Below are 703 nucleotides of genomic sequence, written 5' to 3' on the forward strand. Positions count from 1 at the left end.
ACTTTGACGACCAATCCAAACAGCTCATCGATTTGTGCCAGCAGCTTGATGCCAAGTGCGTCTACGCTAACTCTGAACCAGAGGTCGATGAACAAGCTCATTTCAAGCGGCCTAAACCTCAAGATCAGCGATTGTGACGTTATGCTGCCACTCGGTAGCGTTCTCAACAAACAAGGCGAGATGTTCAAAGTCTTTACGCCCTTTAAGAACGCTTGGTTAAAAGAAGTTCAGGTGAAAGGCATCATCTGCAGTCCAGCTCCTGTCGTGCCGACTGAACGTTCACAAACACAGCTTCCTGACGACTTACAAGCCTTAACCCTCTCCGCTGGCTATGATTTCGACTTTCCTCGTGTTGATTCAAGTCGCTGGCCATTAAGCCAAGATGTATTGGGCAATGTGATCCCCAATTTCTTAGGCAATAAAGTCAACGACTACGCACGTCTGAGAGATATTCCCTCAGTTAAAGGAACATCGGGCCTATCACCTTATTTAGCAATTGGCGCAGTGAGCCCACGTTGGTTAGCGATTCAATTGATTCAGCAACAACCCGATCTGTTATTTGATACGCAATTACCGGCCTTTTGTTGGCTCAACGAATTGATTTGGCGAGATTTTTATAAGCATTTGATGTTCCACCATCCTAAACTGGTTAAAGGCGCTAACTTTCAGCAGAAATACAACGGCTTAGATTGGTATCACGACA

Annotated in this window: 1 pseudogene; it reads left to right on the top strand. The window is 45.7% G+C overall.

The window, feature by feature from the left end:
* A pseudogene (locus tag AB4653_RS05955) lies at positions 1-703 on the top strand (deoxyribodipyrimidine photo-lyase); the annotation flags it as partial.

Origin of the sequence: Vibrio sp. 10N.222.48.A3 (genome assembly GCF_041475345.1) — a bacterium.
GTDB classification, from domain to species: Bacteria; Pseudomonadota; Gammaproteobacteria; order Enterobacterales; family Vibrionaceae; genus Vibrio; species Vibrio tasmaniensis_A.